This window comes from Halosimplex aquaticum (genome assembly GCF_028747785.1).
Taxonomy (GTDB): domain Archaea; phylum Halobacteriota; class Halobacteria; order Halobacteriales; family Haloarculaceae; genus Halosimplex; species Halosimplex aquaticum.
On record NZ_CP118158.1, the window covers coordinates 619,119 to 634,247 of the forward strand.

The 15,129-nt window shown below is 66.3% G+C and carries 14 protein-coding genes, 1 tRNA gene and 1 pseudogene; 7 read left to right on the forward strand and 9 right to left on the reverse strand.

Annotated features, from left to right (window positions below; all coding sequences use genetic code 11):
* Positions 1–84 precede the first annotated feature (84 nt).
* From PSC72_RS03020 to PSC72_RS03055, 8 genes and pseudogenes are all read right to left on the reverse strand, one after another.
* Positions 85–702, reverse strand: a complete 618-nt coding sequence (locus PSC72_RS03020; RefSeq protein ID WP_274324417.1) for a 30S ribosomal protein S7 — start codon at positions 700–702, stop codon at positions 85–87.
* A gap of 2 nt (positions 703–704) precedes the next feature.
* On the reverse strand, positions 705–1,133 hold the full coding sequence (locus PSC72_RS03025) for a 30S ribosomal protein S12 (RefSeq protein ID WP_006885266.1): 429 nt from the start codon (positions 1,131–1,133) through the stop codon (positions 705–707).
* Between the two features lie 235 nt (positions 1,134–1,368).
* Positions 1,369–1,794, reverse strand: a complete 426-nt coding sequence (locus PSC72_RS03030) for a NusA-like transcription termination signal-binding factor (protein ID WP_274324418.1) — start codon at positions 1,792–1,794, stop codon at positions 1,369–1,371.
* Positions 1,795–3,003, reverse strand: a complete 1,209-nt coding sequence (gene rpoA2 / locus PSC72_RS03035) for a DNA-directed RNA polymerase subunit A'' (protein ID WP_382261123.1) — start codon at positions 3,001–3,003, stop codon at positions 1,795–1,797.
* A 2-nt stretch (positions 3,004–3,005) separates the two neighbouring features.
* Positions 3,006–6,020: pseudogene (locus PSC72_RS03040) on the reverse strand (DNA-directed RNA polymerase subunit A').
* Complete coding sequence (rpoB, locus tag PSC72_RS03045; RefSeq protein WP_274324419.1) at positions 6,021–7,850, reverse strand: DNA-directed RNA polymerase subunit B; 1,830 nt, start codon at positions 7,848–7,850, stop codon at positions 6,021–6,023. It lies immediately after the preceding pseudogene.
* Position 7,851: 1 nt separating this feature from the next.
* A complete protein-coding gene (locus tag PSC72_RS03050) occupies positions 7,852–9,420 on the reverse strand; it encodes a DNA-directed RNA polymerase subunit B'' (RefSeq protein WP_274324420.1) in 1,569 nt (522 codons plus the stop codon).
* 1 nt (position 9,421) lies between these two features.
* Positions 9,422–9,658 (reverse strand): DNA-directed RNA polymerase subunit H, encoded by a 237-nt coding sequence (locus PSC72_RS03055; protein ID WP_274324421.1) that lies wholly within the window; start codon positions 9,656–9,658, stop codon positions 9,422–9,424.
* Between the two features lie 280 nt (positions 9,659–9,938).
* Here PSC72_RS03055 and PSC72_RS03060 point away from each other — a divergent pair.
* From PSC72_RS03060 to PSC72_RS03080, 5 genes are all read left to right on the forward strand, one after another.
* Positions 9,939–10,011 (forward strand) — tRNA-Asp (locus PSC72_RS03060).
* 314 nt (positions 10,012–10,325) lie between these two features.
* Positions 10,326–10,730, forward strand: a complete 405-nt coding sequence (locus tag PSC72_RS03065) for a hypothetical protein (protein WP_274324422.1) — start codon at positions 10,326–10,328, stop codon at positions 10,728–10,730.
* A 48-nt stretch (positions 10,731–10,778) separates the two neighbouring features.
* Positions 10,779–11,432: a hypothetical protein gene (locus tag PSC72_RS03070; protein ID WP_274324423.1), complete on the forward strand. Its 654-nt coding sequence runs from the start codon at positions 10,779–10,781 to the stop codon at positions 11,430–11,432.
* A gap of 68 nt (positions 11,433–11,500) precedes the next feature.
* On the forward strand, positions 11,501–11,788 hold the full coding sequence (locus PSC72_RS03075) for a winged helix-turn-helix transcriptional regulator (protein WP_274324424.1): 288 nt from the start codon (positions 11,501–11,503) through the stop codon (positions 11,786–11,788).
* Positions 11,789–11,852: 64 nt separating this feature from the next.
* Positions 11,853–12,566, forward strand: coding sequence for a sugar phosphate nucleotidyltransferase (locus tag PSC72_RS03080; protein WP_274324425.1), 714 nt, complete (start codon positions 11,853–11,855; stop codon positions 12,564–12,566).
* A 90-nt stretch (positions 12,567–12,656) separates the two neighbouring features.
* On the opposite strand, the gene PSC72_RS03085 is transcribed toward PSC72_RS03080, so the two are convergent.
* Positions 12,657–12,785, reverse strand: coding sequence for a phosphohydrolase (locus tag PSC72_RS03085; RefSeq protein ID WP_274324426.1), 129 nt, complete (start codon positions 12,783–12,785; stop codon positions 12,657–12,659).
* 239 nt (positions 12,786–13,024) lie between these two features.
* On the opposite strand from PSC72_RS03085, the gene PSC72_RS03090 reads away from it, so the two are divergent.
* Positions 13,025–13,990: a S49 family peptidase gene (locus tag PSC72_RS03090; protein WP_274324427.1), complete on the forward strand. Its 966-nt coding sequence runs from the start codon at positions 13,025–13,027 to the stop codon at positions 13,988–13,990.
* Positions 13,977–15,068, forward strand: coding sequence for a DUF4350 domain-containing protein (locus tag PSC72_RS03095; RefSeq protein WP_274324428.1), 1,092 nt, complete (start codon positions 13,977–13,979; stop codon positions 15,066–15,068). Before PSC72_RS03090 ends, PSC72_RS03095 begins: the two co-directional genes overlap by 14 nt.
* The last annotated feature ends 61 nt before the right edge of the window (positions 15,069–15,129 follow it).

Sequence of the window (15,129 nt, forward strand, 5' to 3'; positions counted from 1 at the left end):
TTTCCACGAGCGGATACGCCCAAAACGCGCGGCTCCCGAGTCGACTGCGAGAACGAAAGTGGAGAGAAGGGGAGAAGAAACCGCTTAGCGAGCGGCGGCGGCGACGCGCTCTTTCTCTTCTTTCTGGTTGACGGCGTAGGCGGAGACGTCGTCGTTGGCGGCCGAGACCAGCTGGTTGGCCAGCGCGTCCTCGGCGTCGGTCGGCGTCTTGAACGAGTCGGCGTAGACGCCGTCGGCGATGAACTTCAGGGCCTGGTCGACGCGGCGCTGGGGCGCGACGTCGACGGCCTTCGGGACGGAGATGCCACCGTACTTCAGGCGAACGGTCTCCTCGCGCGGCGCGGAGTTCTCGACTGCAGTGACGAGGACCTGTACCGGGTTCTCGTCGGTGCGCTCGTGGACGATCTCGAAGGCGTCCCGGGTGATGCGCATGACCTTCTGCTTGTCGCCGGTGTTCTCCTCGGTCTGCATGAGGCGGTTGATCAGTCGCTCGACGATGCTGATCTCCGACTTCTGGAACTGCTTGCCAGCGTGGCGGCCCATCGTGTGGGCGATGGGCGTGACCGTGATGTAGCGCTCGGTCGAGGGGTCGGCGTAGTCGATGTTGGTGACCTCCCACTCGCCGAAGAGCTTCGCGGGCGCGCTCTCTTCCTCGGACGGGGCCGGCTCGTCTGTCTCGGGGGATTCGTCGTCTGCACTCATTGTTATCGGACCGGTTTCTCCGCGTTGCCGCGGACGAGCTCGATCATGGAGACGCCGTTGACCTTCTCGACCTTGTAGTTCACGCCCGAGAGGTCACCCATCGCGCGACCCTTCGCGCCGCCGATGCCGGCGATGGTGACCTCGTCGTGCTCGTCGATGAACGAGATGGCGCCGTCGCCGGGGCAGAACGCGGTGACCTGCTTCCCGTTCTTGATGAGCTGGACCCGGACGCACTTCCGGATCGCGGAGTTGGGCTGTTTCGCTTCGATACCGACCTTTTCCAGGACGATGCCTCGTCCCTGGGGCGCACCCTCCAGCGGGTCGGACTTCTGGCCGAGTCCCCGCTCGCGGCGCGCGTAGTCGGAGTCGGACCATCGGTGCTGCTGACGGTCCTTCTTCAGTTTGCGTGCGGCGTATTTGCCGTTCGCCATAGTAGCCGTGCGTACCCGACGGAGTCACTTAAGCCCACCCTTTTCACCCGCCGAGGCGACCGCCGCATCCGCCGAAATCCCGACGCAAACCGTCTGTGACGGGTTCGCACACCACGGCGCGAAACGCCGGCTACTCCGGACTCCCGACGCTCGCCGAACAGTCCGAGCTAGCGGACGGAACACAGTGGAAAAACGGACCTCGTCGGAGCGGAAGTCGGCGACGACCCCCGCCCGCTCAGGTGAGTTCGATCTCGTCGACGTCGAAGTGACGCGCGGCGAGGTCGCGGGCGGCGTCGATGTTGCGGCCGTCGGTGCCGATGGCGGCGCCGCGGTCTTCCTCGGCGACCTCGGCGTAGGCGACGCGGTCGTCGTTCTCGCTGATCGTCACGTTGTAGACGGCGGCGGGCGCGAGCGCGCTGGCGACGAAGTCCTCCGCCGTCGGCGCGTCCTCGACGAGCTTGATCTCGCGGTCGAGCTGCTCCTCGACGCGCTGGACGTGCTGGCCGCCCGGACCGATCGCCTCGCCCATCTCCCCCGCGGTGACGAGGAAGATCAGGCGGTCGTACTCGTCGTCGACGACGCAGTCCCTGGCCGTGGCGCCGGTCTCGTCCTCGAACAGCGCGATGTACTGGCGCGCCTCGTCCGAGAGCGTGACCGTCATCTAGTCGGCCTCTTCAGCGCCGCCCTCGCCGCGGGCGGTCATCCGCAGGTCCACGTCGCCGGTACCGAGCTTGATCGGCTTGCCGACGATGACGTTCTCCGTCACGCCGTTGAGGTCGTCGACCTCGCCGTGGATGGCGGCGTCGAGCAGGTGGTTGACCGTCACCTCGAACGCCGCGCGGGCGAGCACGGAGTCCTTGTTGCCGGAGATGCCGTGGCGGCCGATGGACTCGATGGTGCCGCGGTTGGTCATGATGTCTGCGACGAGCATCAGGTGGCGGATGTTCACTTCGTCGAGCCCCTGCTCGGCGAGCGTGTCCATCGTCTCGTTGATGATCGCCTCGCGGGCGGCCTCGATGCCCAGCTGGCGGTGGATCTCGTGGATGTTGTTACACGTCGTCCGCGACGCGTCCACGCCTTCGAGGCCGAGTACGTCGCCGAGGGCCGACCCCTCGGTGTAGAGGACGAACTCCTCGCCGCGCTCGGTCTCCTCTTTCCGGATGACGACGCGGGTAATCTCCTCGATGCCCTTGAAGACGATGTCGCGCAGCTCCTCGACGAGCTGCAGCAGGTCGCGATAACTGGGCTCCTCGGGGCCGAACTGGACGACGGTCGGCGCCGGCGTCTGGACTTCGACGCCGAGCTTGTCCTGGATCGTCCCTGCGATGTCCTGGACGACCGATTCGAGGCTGTCGGCGGTCGGCCACCGCTCCTCGAGAGTGTCCTCGTTGAGGTCGACCTGCACCAGCATGTCGGCGACGTTCGTCGACACGTCCCCGAGCTGGAGGATCTTCGTCGACTCGATCTGCCAGACGACCTCGTGGGCGCGTTCGCGCTCCTCGGCGTACTCGTCCTCGAGGTGGATGGTCATCATCGGGGTGTCCGGCTCCTTCCGGGCGTCCACCAGCTCGATGAGCCGGGGCAGCCCCTGGGTCACGTCGATCTCCGCGACCCCCGCGTAGTGGAAGGTGTTCATCGTCATCTGCGTCCCCGGCTCCCCGATGGACTGGGCGCTGACGGTCCCGACCGGGTCGAGCGGATCGACCCGCGTGTCGACGTACTTGCTCTCGACCGCGCGGGCGATCTCGTCGACCTGTTCGAGGGTGACCGAGTCGCGGTCTTCGAGCGTGCTGTACACTTCCTCCTTCAGTCGGCGCGGGAGCTCGGTGTCCTCGACGAGCGCCCGCATGTCTTCGGTTACCTGGACCATCGTCAGTCACCTCCGGCCGCTTCCATCCACCAGTCGTCGGCGTGCTCCGAGAGGTTCGTCGGCTCGGGCTCGCGCCCGAGGAACTGCTCTTTGGCGGTCGCGTCCTCGAACTCGGCGTCGATGACCTGGTCCGCAATCGACTCGACGTCGACGGCGGCCTCGTCCTGGCTCGAGGAGACCTCGACCGGCGAGGTGCCGTCCTCGCCGAACTCGAACTGGACGATGTTGTCAGAGGTGTCCCGGACGGTGCCGTCGTACTGCGTCTCCAGTTCGGAGAGCGCGTTGATGAGCCGGCGCTGGAGGTATCCGGACTTCGAGGTGCGGACCGCCGTGTCGACCAGCCCCTCGCGGCCGCCCATCGCGTGGAAGAAGAACTCCTTGGGCTCCAGGCCGCCGCGGTAGGAGTGCTCGACGAAGCCGTGGGCCTCCGCGGAGAGGTCGTCCGGCTTGAAGTGGCTGAGGGTGCGGTCCTCGTAGCCGCGGTTGATCCGCTCGCCGCGGACCGCCTGCTGGCCGACGCAGCCAGCCATCTGCGTGAGGTTCAGCATCGAGCCACGCGCCCCGGAGTCGGCCATGATGACCGCGGGGTTCGTGTCGCCGAAGTGGTCCTCGGCGATGTCGCCCGCGGTGTCGCGGGCCTTCGAGAGCGTGGACATGATCTTCATCTCCAGGGTCTCGTCGACGGAGCGCCCCGGCAGCGACTCCAGTTCGCCCGCCTCGTAGGTCTCGATGAGCTTCTCGACGCGGTCGTAGGCGTCGCCGATGGCCTCGTCGATCTGCTCCTCGGCCGCCGGCGGGATGGACTCGTCGTCGATGCTGATCGAGAACCCGAAGTGCATGATCGACCGCATCGCGAGCGCAGACACCTCGTTGATGAAGATACGCGCGCGGGTCTTCGAGTAGACCTTGGCGATGGTGTCGACGACCTCGCCGCCGAACGCGCCGACCGCGTCCTCGTCGATGGTCCCCGAGGTCATCTGGCCGTTCTCGATGGTGACCGTGTCACCGGCCGAGGACGTGAACTCCAGATCCAGGTCGTCGGGCAGCAGCTCGGAGAACAGCGTCCGACCGGTCCAGTACGCCTCTCCGTCTTCCTGACCGTCAGGTTCGGGCAACTCGTCGATCCGCGTGGCCCGCAGCAGGTCGAGCGCCTGCGTCTCGTTGAAGTTCGGGTTCGTGTGGGTCAGCAGGTACGTCCCGGTGATGTGGTCCTGGATGGCGCCGATGATGTTCTCGCCCATCTTCGGGCTGAGCATCTGCTCCTGGACGCGCATCAGGACGCGCGCCTCCGCACGTGCCTCCTCGTTCTGGAGGGCGTGCATGTTCATCTCGTCGCCGTCGAAGTCCGCGTTGTACGGCGGACAGACCGTCGTGTTCAGCCGGAACGTCTTGTACGGCATCACGACCACCTCGTGGGCCATGATGGACATCCGGTGCAGCGACGGCTGCCGGTTGAAGATCACGATGTCGCCGTCGATGAGGTGCCGGGAGACCTCCCAGCCCGGCTCGACCTTCTCGGCGAGCTCCTCGCAGTTCTTCTCGGTGACCTTGAGGCGACGACCGTCGTGCCGGCGGACGTAGTTGGCGCCCGGGTGCGTCTCGGGCCCGTTCGCGACGTAGCGCTGGGCCTCTTCGAGGTTCCGCTCGTTGACGTTCATCGTCTGGGTCATCTCCGTCGCCACGCGGTCGGGGACGCCGACCTCGTTGAGCGACAGCGTCGGGTCGGGGGAGATGACGGTCCGCGCCGAGAAGTTGACGCGTTTCCCGGACAGCGAGCCGCGGAAGCGACCCTCTTTGCCCTTGAGACGCTGGGAGAGCGTCTTCAGCGGCCGGCCGGAGCGGTGTCGGGCCGGCGGCGTGCCCGAGATCTCGTTGTCCATGAAGGTGGTGACGTGGTACTGGAGCAGTTCCCAGAGGTCCTCGATGATCAGCTAGGGCGCGCCGGCCTCGCGGTTCTCCATGAACCGCTGGTTGATGCGGATGATGTCCACCAGCTTGTGGGTCAGGTCGTCCTCGGAGCGCTGGCCGTTGTCCAGCGTGATCGAGGGTCGCGCCGTCACCGGCGGGACCGGGAGGACGGTGAGGATCATCCACTCCGGTCGGGAGCGCTCGGGGTTGATCCCCAGCGCCTCGATGTCCTCGTCGGGGATCTCCTCGAACCAGTCGCGGATGTCCGAGGGCATCAGCTTGTCCATGTCCTCCTCGACGAGGTACTCCGCCGAGGAGCTGATGTCCACCTCGAGTTCGTCGAGGTCGTTGAGCCGACCGAGCGCTCGGCCGAGGTTCTTCAGCCGGTCGATGTCGTTGCGGTCGGGGCGGTAGGTGCCCGACAGCAGCTCGCGGATGCGCTCGGCGGTGAAGTCGCCCTCGTCGAGCTCGTCGGCGACGTCGCTCGGGCGGACGGCCTCGCCCTCCGGCGGGTCCATCGCGCGTTCGAGGCGCTTGGAGAGCTCGCCGTGGGGCACCTCGATGATCTCGTAGTAGGTGGTCGGCTTCTCGTGTTTGATGTCGAACTGCTTGGCGCCGCAGTACGGACAGTAGTCGACCTTGCGGCACTCGCGGATGGCGGACTTGAGCACGTCGCTCGGATCCTTGTTGAGCTCCTTCGCGCGGCGGAGCTGCTCGCGGTAGGCGTCCTTGCGCTGCTCGGCCTTCTCCTCGGCGTCGGCGACGCGGCGGCCGTCGACGGGGGTCAGCCGCGAGCACTCGCGGCAGGTCCCGCGCAGCAGACGCCGGATGAGCTTCGCGAACCCGACGTGGATGACGGGCGCGGCGAGCTCGATGTGGCCGAAGTGGCCGTTACACGACCCGGAGTGCTTGCCGCAGGTCTTGCACTCCAGCCCGGGGTCGATGACGCCCAGCCGGGGGTCCATCAGCCCCATGTCGATGGGGAAGCCGTCGTCGTCGTAGGTGTCGGCCGTGATGACCTTCGTGGCCGACATCTCGCGGTACTCCTCGGGGTCCATCAGCCCGAAGCTGATCTGACCGATCTCCTGGGGTGTTCCTTGTGCGCTCATTTATACGGCGTCCTCCAGTTCGATTCGCGGCGCGATGCCGAGCGCCTTCATCTCGTCCAGCAGGAGCTTGAAGGCGTAGCTCATCTCGATCTCGTGGATGTCCGTTTCCTCGTCGCAGTTCGGGCAGTAGACGCGCCGTTGCTCGACGTTCTCGACGGCGGCCATGCCGCAGTTCGCACAGACGTTGATGAACTCGCGGTCGGACTCGTCGAGCAGTCGCTCCTTCAGCGCCATCGCGGCGCCGTGGCCGATGAGCACGTCGCGCTCCATCTCGCCGACGCGCAGGCCGCCCTCGCGGGCGCGCCCCTCGGTCGGCTGACGGGTCAGCACCTGCACCGGCCCGCGCGAGCGAGCGTGGATCTTGTTCGAGACCATGTGGTAGAGCTTCTGGTAGAAGATGGTCCCGACGAAGATCTCCGCCTCGATCTTCTCGCCGGAGATGCCCGAATACATGATCTCCTTGCCGCTGGACTTGAAGCCGCGCTCCTCCAGCGACCCGCGGAGTTCGTCCTCGTCCTCGCCCGTGAAGGCGGTGCCGTCGACGCGCCGACCTTCCAGCGAGCCGACCTTCCCGCCGATCATCTCGAGGATGTGCCCGACGGTCATCCGCGACGGCAGCGCGTGCGGGTTCAGGATGAGGTCCGGCACGACGCCCTGCTCGGTGAACGGCATGTCTTCCTGGGGTGCGATGTGGCCCACGACACCCTTCTGGCCGTGCCGCGACGCGAACTTGTCCCCGAGTTCGGGGATCCGCTCGTCGCGCACGGAGACCTTCGAGAGCTTGGAGCCGTCCTCGCCCTCCATCAGCGTGACCGTGTCGACGACGCCGGACTCACCGGAGCGCATCGTCACGGACGTCTCGCGGCGCTTCTGCGGGGAGAGGCCGCCCATGTCGTCCGGCTCTTCGAGGAACCGGGGCGGGCTGGTCTTCCCGAGCAGCACGTCGTTCTCTCCGACGGGCGTCTCGGGGTTGACGAGGCCGTCCTCGTCGAGGTGGGTGTACGCTTCCTCGCCGCGAGCGCCCCGCACCTCGTCGTCGGGGATCTCGAAGTGGTCTTCCTGGCCGCCGGGGTAGCGCCGCTCCTCGCCCTCGTAGGTGCGGAAGAAGTGCGAGCGGGCGAGCGCGCGGTCGACCGACCCCTGGTTCATGACCAGCGCGTCCTCGATGTTGAACCCCTCGTAGCTCATCACGGCGACGACGAAGTTCTGTGCCGCCGGCCGGTCGTCGTAGCCGATCTGCTCGGTCGTCTGGGTCTTGACCAGCGAGAGCTGCGGGTAGTGCAGGAGGTGCTGGCGCGTGTCCGGCCGGATCCGGTAGTTCGCGCTCGGCAGCCCGAGCGACTGCTTGATCATCCCCGACCCCATCGTAATCCGGGGCGAGGCGTTGTGCTCGGGGTAGGGGACCATGCCCGCACCGATACCGAAGATGAGCTGCGGGTCGACTTCGAGGTGAGTGTGGTCCTCGGTGAGTTCCTCCTCGTCGACGGCGACGAGGATGTCCTCTTCCTCCTCGGCGTCGATGAACTCGATGTGACCGCGCTCGACGAGCTCGTCGAACTCCAGGTCGCCGTCCTTGAGCGCCTCGACCTCCTCGTCGGAGGCGAGCGGTTCGCCGTTCTCGACGACGAGCAGGGGGCGACGGGCGCGGCCCGCGTCGGCGTTGACGATGACCTCGCGCGTGCGGTCTTTCACCGAGACGTTGACCATCTCGCTGACGTCGCCGCGCCGTCGCGCCTGTCGGATCTGGTCTGCGAGCTGATGCGGGTCGGGGTGGGTCCCGACCAGGCTCCCGTTGACGTATACTTTCGCTTCTCGTGTTTGCTGGCTCATGTTAGTCGTCCGCCGGCTGCTGCTGGTCGATGGACTCGATGCCCGGGATGCCCGAGACGCCCATCGCCGCCAGTTCCTGTTTCAGCTCCTGTTCGTCCTCGACGTTCTGCGACAGTTCCATGGCCTGCGCGAAGTTCTTCACCAGGCCACAGTTGGGCCCCTCCGGCGTCTCGGAGGGACCGATGCGACCCCACTGGGTCGCGTGCAGGTCACGCGCCTCAAAGTGGGGCTGCGAGCGCGAGAGCGGCGACCGCAGGCGCCGCAGGTGTGACAGCACGCCCATGTAGTTCGTGCGGTCGACCAGCTGGCTCACGCCCGAGCGGCCGCCCACCCAGTTACCCGTCGCGATCGGGTGCTCGAGCCGCTCCGTGAGGACGTCGGACCGCACGACTGTCGACACGGACAGCTGTCGGTTTCGCATGTTCGCGCGTTCGAGCTGGTACTTCACGTCGCGTGCGAGCTTGTTCAGCGCCGTCCGGAACAGGTCCTTCATCAGGTCGCCGCTGACCTTGAGGCGCTTGTTGGCGTAGTGGTCCTTGTCGTCGGCGTCGCGGCGTTCGAGCGCGAGCTCGAAACACGCCTCGGCCATCCGGCAGAGGTAGTACGCCTTGTTGATGCGCACGTCCTCCTCCTCGACCCCGTCCTCGTGGAGGTGCGGGAGCAGGTAGCGGTCGATGACGTAGTTGGCGCGCTTGAGCTGGTAGTTCTTGCCCTGGCCCGAGGCGACGCGCTTGCCGAGTTCCTCGATGGCGCCCTCGGTCGTCTGGACCTCCGCGGCCTCCAGGTTCTCGAGCATGAACTTCACGATCTCGGGGTCCTCGGAGACGCGGTGGACGATCTCCTCGTCGGATTCGAGGCCGAGCGCCCGGATGAGTGTCACGAAGTTGATGCTCCCCGACACCGACGGGAACGACACTTCGAGCAGGCCGTCGCGGGTGCGCTCGACGAGCACGAGCGCGCGGTACCCGCGGCGCTGGGAGAAGGTCTTGGCGACCTCGATAGTGTCGCCGTACTTCGTGTCGGTCTCGGCGAGGATCTTGTTCGGCGCGAGGTCCTCGCTCGTCATCAGCACGCGCTCGGAACCGTTGACGATGAAGTAGCCGCCGGGGTCGGCGGGGTCCTCGCCGATGTCGATCAGCTCTTCCTTCGTGAACCCGGCGATGTTACACTTGTTCGAGCCGACCATGATCGGCATGCGGCCGATCTTGGTCTCGGTCTGGTCGACGACGCGCTCTTCCTCTTCCTCGCCGCCCTTGATGATCGCCATCTCCATGAAGACGGGCGCGGCGTAGGTGATGTTCCGCAGGCGCGCTTCCTGCGGGTAGAGCAGTTCCTCGGAGCCGTCGGCCTCCCGGACGCGGGGCGTGACCACCCGAACGTCCCCGAGTTCGACGTAGACGGGCTCCTCGCCCTCCTTGTCGCCGATGTCCGTCTCGATCGTCTCTTTCTCGTCGACCACTCGCTGCATCCCCCGGTCGAGGAACGCGTTGAACGAGCGGAAGTGGTGTTCTGCGAGTCGTTCCCTCGAGAAGTACTCCCGTGATATTTCGCGTCTGTCCTGAATGTTCATATTATTCCACCACGAGTCGGTATACGACTGCCCGGTCGGTCGTTCGCGAGTCCCGTGTCACCTTGACGACGTCGCCAGCCTCGACGTCGGCGTCGAGATCGCGCAGCGCGGGGTCGGATCGCTTGATCTTCGGCAGGTCCGTTTTCTTGATGTTGTACTCTTCGAGCACGCCCTCGATGTCGTCGCCGTCGAGGAGCGTGTGGTCGGGGACGAGTTCGTGTTGGCTTACGTCTACCATGTGTGGGCCTGTTGGGAGTGAGAAGTTGCTGTCACGAGATACTACAGGCGCCTATAACCGCGAGCCATAAAACGCTTACCAAGTCAGCCGAGCATAGCTACTCGGACCGCGAACAGACGCCGTGGACCGCGGCAATGTCCCTTCGTGGAGCAGGATACGCAAACTACCTTGATTAGTGTTGGGGTGTGCTAGTCCCTCACAGGGTTGTGCCGGATCGGCAGACGGCACGGTCGTCGCGACTGGAAAGCCTTTTCCGTGTGTTCCCCGCAGGTGTGAGTAAGCCCGGGTGGTGTAGTGGCCCATCATACGACCCTGTCACGGTCGTGACGCGGGTTCAAATCCCGCCTCGGGCGCTTCTCTGAATCCGACTGGCAAGCGGCGCGTTTCATCGCGCCGCGTTCTGGATTCAGTGTGCGTCGTCGTGGGATTTGAAGTAGACCGAGGTTCTGCGCCGCAGGCGCAGGTTCTCGGGCGTGGTTCAAATCCCGAGAGACGCCTTCGGCGTCTCTCGACCCTCGCGAGCGCTCCGCGTTCGCTCGGTCCCGCCTCGGGCGCTTTCTGACGCGAACAACTCGGCGAACACCACGCAGCGTGTGCTCGCCCTCGTGAGCAGCGAAACGTCAGTGTCAACAGAGATACTAATACGCAGGCGCATCTCGGCCAGACCATGGAGTCCGAAACCGGCGGATCGGCGTGGCTGCCGGACAGGCTGCCGACGTGGATCGACGTGGGTGTCGGCCTACTCTCGGTTGCGCTGTTCGCGAAGAATCTGACGACGGCCTCGCAGATCGCGTGGGGATGGGTCGCCGCGGGGTTCGTCGCGACAGTTCTCGTCACCGGTCCGGTGGCGCAGTCGGCTATGGGCGCCGATCTGGGCGAGTGGTTCACTGCCATCGGCCCGCTCGGTCGGGCAGCGGCGATCGTCGCGTTCGCCGTCGCAGTCTGGGCGGTGGACGAGTTCATCGGGATCCCGGCGGCGATCCGCACCGGGCTCGCGAGCGGGGTCTTCCTCGGCGTGGCGGTGCTCGTCGCCGCACACGTCCTATCGTCGCGCGCCGTCGAGGGATGGTGACCGAGCGCGCCAGCAAAAGCGTAAATGGCTGCGTGTGAATTGGTCGGTATGGACGAAATCGACAGCCAGGAGATGCCGCGCGCCCTCGTCGAGGAGTTCCTCGAACGCGAGGAGGGGACGCGCGCGCTCCTGGACGACCTCGAGCGGGCGACGCTGGAGGGCGACCACGAGTCGGTCCGCGAACGAATCCGCGACCTCGCCGAGAACAACCAGCACGTCTTCTACGCCATCGCGCTCTCGCTGTCGGGATCGAAGCAGTTCTACGGCGACGTGGAGGCCCAGCTGGGCGTCGAGGCGGCCGACGTGCTCCGTGACCTGGGCGAGACGTACCCGGCGCTGGCCGAGCCGTTCGGCGTGGTCCGGACCGAACAGACCCGCGAGCGGCGCAACCCGATCACGGAGCTCGAAGCGACGACGACCTACCACTCCGAGGCGGAGGTACCGGTCGTCAGCTACGCGCCGAAGTCGGGCTCGGTGGAGCTGTTCTCCGGCCAGGGCTCGCCCGAGGAGGTACTGCAGTTCGCCTCGTACCTCGTGCAGGCGACGACCGATTCGCTCGACAGCGCGCTCGACCACGACTACTCGGTCAACACCGAGGAACTCAGCGCGCTCATCGACCGCCAGGAGAACCTGGAGAGCGAACTCGGTCGTCTGCGCGACCAGCTCGACGAATTGCGCCGGAAACCAGTCGGCGACGAATAGGCCGGCGTTCGCGATTCGACGGCACCTGTGACTTTATTACCCCCCGGAGGAAAGACCCGGTGGACTTCATGGTGGATCGACTGACCAACCAGGTCGAAAAGGAGGAACGGGACCTGCGTATCCTGAAGGCCGTCATCGAGTCCGGACCGATCGGGATCGTCCGGCTCGCCGAGGAGACGGGCGTTCCCGAACACAAGGTTCGCTACTCGCTGCGGATGCTGGAAAACGACGGGCTGGTCGAACCCACGCCGGACGGCGCGATCCCGGCGGACGGGATCGAGGAGCGTCTCGCGGAGATGAACGAGGGCATCGACGACCTCGTCGCGCGGCTCGACGGGCTCAAGGACACGTTCTAACGGGCGTCAATTCTCGACCGCATCAACGTTTTGTACGCGCCAGTCGTTGGTCCACGCGAATCCAATGAAGGCAGTCATCCCCGCGGCGGGGCGCGGGACGCGGCTCCGGCCGCTGACCGACGACCGGCCGAAGGCGCTCGTCGACGTCGCCGGGCGGCCGCTGCTCGCGCACGGCCTCGATCGGCTGGCCGACCTGGACGTCTCCGAGTTCGTCCTCGTGGTCGGCTACCGGAAGGAAGCGATCATCGACCACTTCGGCGACGAGTTCGCGGGGGTCCCGATAACCTACGTCCACCAGCGCGAGGCGAAGGGGCTTGCCGACGCCGTCCTCCGGGCGGAGACCGAGGTCGACGACGACTTCCTGGTGTTCAACGGCGACAACGTGATGACCGGAGACCTGAGCGCGGTCGTCGAGCGCCAGCAAATCGAGGAGGTGGACGCGACGCTCGCGGTCGACGAAGTCTCGCGGGACGAGGCCGCGGAGACGGGCGTGTTCGTCACGGACGACGACGGGCGACTCGACGCGGTCGTCGAGAAACCTGACGACCCTCCCTCCACCAAGGTGCTGACCGGGCTGTTCGGGTTCGACCCGGAGATATTCCACGCCTGTCACCTCGTCCAACCCTCGGACCGCGGCGAGTACGAGCTGACGGCCGCGATAGACCTGTTCCTCCGGGCCGGACGGCGCGTCGAGACGGTCGCCTTCGACGGACAGCGGGTCAACGTCAACACGCCGGCCGACCGCGATCGGGCGACGGAACTGATAGAACGGGCGTGACCGGCGGACTGGATCCGATAGACGGAGGTTTGACCGGCGAAACGTCAGCCGCTCTCCGGAAAACGTGACGGAAAACGGGGGCCGAGGGACTTACTCGGAGGGGTTGTTCCCGCGCTGGAAGAGGTAGACCATCTCCCACATCGCCGCGTCGAGGTCGCGGCCGTCGGAGACCTCCTCCAGTTGGCTGTACAGACTGTCCGACACCTGAATTTCGGGCATAGACGTAGCCACGCGCCGATAGCTAATAAACACCCGCTGAGTCGGAAACGAGTTAACGTTCACACTGCCGTCGGTCGGCGCCTGCGACGAGTGAAGTATGCACCTGTAGGATGACCTTACTCAGATGAAAGGACGAATCGGCCGCTCTCCGTTCATTCTGCGGGCGATGGGCGGAATACGTCAAACAGATTTTTAGATTGAACAACCTTCATGAGGGGGTCGTCCGTCCGGACGGGTGTATGGTGGACAGAAGCGACTCGGCCGGGACGACTACGGTGCTGTACGTGATCGTCGTGGTCGTCGCCGTCCTGATTGCAACCGTACTCGCGCCTGTCGTCTGGAGTGCGACGCAGTCCTCTTCGGGCGATTCGGGGGAGCCGACGGTGTCGGTCATCACGCTGCGCGCCGGCACGAGTGCCGGCCCGGTGAACGACGTCAAGGAAGACCTCCGGGAAGCGAGAACTAACGACTCCGTCGAGGCGGTCGTCCTGCGGATCGACAGCTCCGGCGGGCCCGTCGCATCGAGCGAAGAACTCTACCTGGCGGTCAACCGGACCGCTCGACAGATGCCGGTCATGGCCTACGTCGAGGGGACGGCCGCCTCCGGCGGGTACTTCGGGATCTCGCCCGCCGACCACATCTACGTCAAGCCGAGTTCGACAGTCGGCTCTATCGGCGTGATCGTCAGCGCGCCGCTGAGCTCGCTCGAACAGGCCTCGGCCCAGAGCAAGACGTATCTCCGGACCGGTCCGGACAAGGCGACCTACGAGAAAGACCAGTTCCGGGAGGAGATGGAGACGCTCCACAACGCCTTCGTCGACACGATCATGAAACACCGCGGAGCGAACCTGTCGCTCTCGCGCGCTGAAGTCGCCCACGGGGACGCGTACATCGGCCCGACGGCGGTCCAGAACGGGTTCGCCGACGAAACGGGCGACCTCCACTCGGCCATCGAACACGCGGCCTCGCAGGCGGACGGGATCGAAAACGGCCAGTACAACGTCCGGTACAACGAGCCGATCACGCCCTCCGGCGGGACCATCCTGCTGTCGCAGGGCGCGGAGAAGGTCGACGGGAACGTCGTCTACGTCGACAAGTCCGGCGAAGACGGGACGGAGTTCAAGCGACCGGTCACGTACTACGCGGTCTGGGGCGTCCCCGTCACGGAGGACGCTCAGGAGGTGAACACCAATGAAAGCGACTGAAGTTCTGAAACCGCTCGGCGTCTTCGTGCTCGTGATCGCGGTGATCCTCGCCGGGACGGCCGTCGTCTCGACGCTCAGCGGCTCCGACTCGGCGGCACCGTCCGACGGCGAAGACATCCAGGGCCAGGCGCCCGAGCAGTTCAAGCCCGAGAACGCCATCGCGACGAGCGCTCCGGAGGACGGCGATATCTCGGTGGAATCCGGCGGCGAGGACAAACGCATCCTCGTCGACAGCAGTCACGGCAACCAGTACTCCCAGTCGGAGATCGAACCGCTCGCCCAGGCGCTGTCCAAAGCCGGCCACGAGGTCGACTTCGCCGCCGGCGGCGGGAGCAACGGCGGGTTCGGGTCCAGCAGCTACAACGCGACGCTCCAGCAGTACGACGCCGTCCTGATCGTCCAGCCGACCTCGTCGTACTCGGACGCACAGATCGCGGGGCTGAAGGCGTACGCCGACGCCGGCGGTCGCATCGTCGCGCTGGGCGAACCCCCGCAACTGCAGGTGAGCAGCGGTCTGGTTGCCCAGGTATCGGAAGTCCGCTTCGGTGCGCAGGACCTCGCCGAGGAGTTCGGGCTCCGGCTCGGCTCGCAGGGCGTCTACAACATGCAAGACGACCGCAACGACAACAACTACGAGAGCGTCGTCGCGAGCCCCGACGGCGACTCGCCGCTGACCCAGGGCGTGGACAACGTCACGTTCGACTCGGCGGGGACCGTCGTGCAGACCGGCAACGGCGCGCAGGTCCGCCTCCGCGCGCTGCCCGGTAGCAAGACGCTCGACCGGCGGCAGGCGGGCCAACACCCCGTCGCCGCCCAGAACGGCAACTTCGTCCTCGTGGCGGACACGTCGTTCCTCAAGACCTCGGAGCGCTACGACATGGACAACGAACGGTTCATCAGCAACCTCCTCGAGTTCCTCGTCTCCGGCGACAAAGAGGAGGGCGTCCCCGAGGCCGGTGGGGGAATGGGTAACGGCGGCTTCGGTGGCGGTGACAGCGGCGGTGCCGACGGTGGTGCCGGTGGCGACGGCGGCGAGCCCGGCGGCCCGCTGACGGAGACGCCGACCGCCGTACCGTAACGACGGCTACCCAGCGGATTCGACTCGTCCGGAGAATCGTTCGCGGCCGCCGTTCGCGCGG

What these genes read in the sequence shown, in the direction of transcription:
- PSC72_RS03020 (WP_274324417.1), bottom strand. Translation starts at nt 702, where the DNA reads ATGAGTGCAGACGACGAATCCCCCGAGACAGACGAGCCGGCCCCGTCC.
- PSC72_RS03025 (WP_006885266.1), bottom strand. Translation starts at nt 1,133, where the DNA reads ATGGCGAACGGCAAATACGCCGCACGCAAACTGAAGAAGGACCGTCAG.
- PSC72_RS03030 (WP_274324418.1), bottom strand. Translation starts at nt 1,794, where the DNA reads ATGACGGTCACGCTCTCGGACGAGGCGCGCCAGTACATCGCGCTGTTC.
- rpoA2 (WP_382261123.1), bottom strand. Translation starts at nt 3,003, where the DNA reads ATGGTCCAGGTAACCGAAGACATGCGGGCGCTCGTCGAGGACACCGAG.
- rpoB (WP_274324419.1), bottom strand. Translation starts at nt 7,850, where the DNA reads ATGAGCCAGCAAACACGAGAAGCGAAAGTATACGTCAACGGGAGCCTG.
- PSC72_RS03050 (WP_274324420.1), bottom strand. Translation starts at nt 9,420, where the DNA reads ATGAACATTCAGGACAGACGCGAAATATCACGGGAGTACTTCTCGAGG.
- PSC72_RS03055 (WP_274324421.1), bottom strand. Translation starts at nt 9,658, where the DNA reads ATGGTAGACGTAAGCCAACACGAACTCGTCCCCGACCACACGCTCCTC.
- PSC72_RS03065 (WP_274324422.1), top strand. Translation starts at nt 10,326, where the DNA reads ATGGAGTCCGAAACCGGCGGATCGGCGTGGCTGCCGGACAGGCTGCCG.
- PSC72_RS03070 (WP_274324423.1), top strand. Translation starts at nt 10,779, where the DNA reads ATGGACGAAATCGACAGCCAGGAGATGCCGCGCGCCCTCGTCGAGGAG.
- PSC72_RS03075 (WP_274324424.1), top strand. Translation starts at nt 11,501, where the DNA reads ATGGTGGATCGACTGACCAACCAGGTCGAAAAGGAGGAACGGGACCTG.
- PSC72_RS03080 (WP_274324425.1), top strand. Translation starts at nt 11,853, where the DNA reads ATGAAGGCAGTCATCCCCGCGGCGGGGCGCGGGACGCGGCTCCGGCCG.
- PSC72_RS03085 (WP_274324426.1), bottom strand. Translation starts at nt 12,785, where the DNA reads ATGCCCGAAATTCAGGTGTCGGACAGTCTGTACAGCCAACTGGAGGAG.
- PSC72_RS03090 (WP_274324427.1), top strand. Translation starts at nt 13,025, where the DNA reads ATGGTGGACAGAAGCGACTCGGCCGGGACGACTACGGTGCTGTACGTG.
- PSC72_RS03095 (WP_274324428.1), top strand. Translation starts at nt 13,977, where the DNA reads ATGAAAGCGACTGAAGTTCTGAAACCGCTCGGCGTCTTCGTGCTCGTG.